Origin of the sequence: Bartonella tribocorum, from assembly GCF_002777915.1 — a bacterium.
Lineage (GTDB): Bacteria > Pseudomonadota > Alphaproteobacteria > Rhizobiales > Rhizobiaceae > Bartonella > Bartonella tribocorum_A.
Map to the genome: position 1 here is coordinate 1 of NZ_NJGE01000067.1, position 1258 is coordinate 1258.

At 31.9% G+C, this 1258-nt stretch carries 2 protein-coding genes; both read right to left on the minus strand.

All coding sequences use genetic code 11. The annotated features are described in order from the left end of the window. Nucleotides 1-236 precede the first annotated feature (236 nt). Entirely contained in the window at nucleotides 237-1031 is a 795-nt protein-coding gene (locus CER18_RS09680; protein ID WP_100129743.1) for a type IV secretion system protein, read from the minus strand. Continuing rightward, on the minus strand, nucleotides 1028-1171 hold the full coding sequence (locus tag CER18_RS10330) for a TrwH protein (RefSeq protein ID WP_100129744.1): 144 nt from the start codon (nucleotides 1169-1171) through the stop codon (nucleotides 1028-1030). The genes CER18_RS09680 and CER18_RS10330 overlap by 4 nt, the downstream gene beginning before the upstream one ends. Nucleotides 1172-1258 lie beyond the last annotated feature (87 nt).

The window sequence follows — 1258 nt, forward strand, 5'->3', positions numbered from 1 at the left end:
GTGAAGTTCATAGCATTCCTCTTTGTGAAGTTCATAGCATTCCTCTTTAACAAAACTTCAATTTCTCATCATTTTAAAACATAGACATAATATTATACGCGTCATTTTTATTTACACAGTTTGCTCAAGTATTATTACTGGGACTATTTTGGGTTTTATGAAACTTTTGTTTGTTATTCCAGATTGTCAGAACAGTACTAAATGAGAATTTCCTTCATGGAGAGAGAAAACAAATACTATAAAGAGCTTGATGACAATCGTATGAAAGGTATATTTCTGTTTGATGAATCTACCATTTTCCCATAGAGCTTGCGCCTTTGTATGTTGATAAGATTCCCTTCATTTTCGCTTAAATCTCTAACCATTTTTAGTTTCACAGATTCATTTTTGATCATGGCTAACATGTTCTTTATGTGTAGTTGCAATTCAGAGGATTCTATCACATTTTTTGTATTACTTATCTGTTTTAAGGAATCAGCAATTTGTATAAAGCGCTTTTCTACGTCCTGAAAAGCTCGCAAGCTTACGGCTTTAGCTACAATCCCATTATATTTGAGACGTCTGTTAATTTTTTCGCGTATCCAGCTATCTGACCAATAAGAATTCTCTTTGTTATTAATGTCGCGCATAAAATCAATAATTTTAGAATGTATTCCATGAGTGCTGAAGTGGTAATGGCGTCGTGGAATTGGGTAGATAACTTGCGGATTCTGAAAAAAATAGTCCATGTTATTTGGTAGCGTTAATCTGTCACCTATTACATAACCTGATATAGCCGAATTGATATCCATCATTTTTTCAAGTTGCTCTGTTTGCACTTCAATCTGTTTTTTTAATAACTCAACAACAGTTGGTTTTTTTAAAAAATCAGTAGCTTCTAGTGTATCAGCTGATGGTGGCACAGAAATAGAAGTTTTTTTTAATTCAGGTTTACTATCGAGATACTCACTAGGCCAAAAAGTAAAAAAACCATATGCTGAATTTTGTATCCCAAAGAATATAATAAGTCCTGCTATAAGAATCTTTTTCATATGGCTCCTCGCTTGATTTCGGCAGGGATTGTTTTATTGATAGGTATACGGTTTCTATCATTTGGTTGCTTTAACTTTGGCGCTAATACGCAAGCAGATAAAAGATTCATGATTAAAATTATAGAAATGATATTTTTCATTTTAATGCTACTTTTCACAATTATTTATATATAACAATTTTTGTCATTATTGCAACTTTGAATATAAAGTAAAGTGCATAATTTGTG

Coding starts and splice junctions, on each gene's coding strand:
- CER18_RS09680 (WP_100129743.1), bottom strand. CDS start 1,031: ATGAAAAAGATTCTTATAGCAGGACTTATTATATTCTTTGGGATACAA.
- CER18_RS10330 (WP_100129744.1), bottom strand. CDS start 1,171: ATGAAAAATATCATTTCTATAATTTTAATCATGAATCTTTTATCTGCT.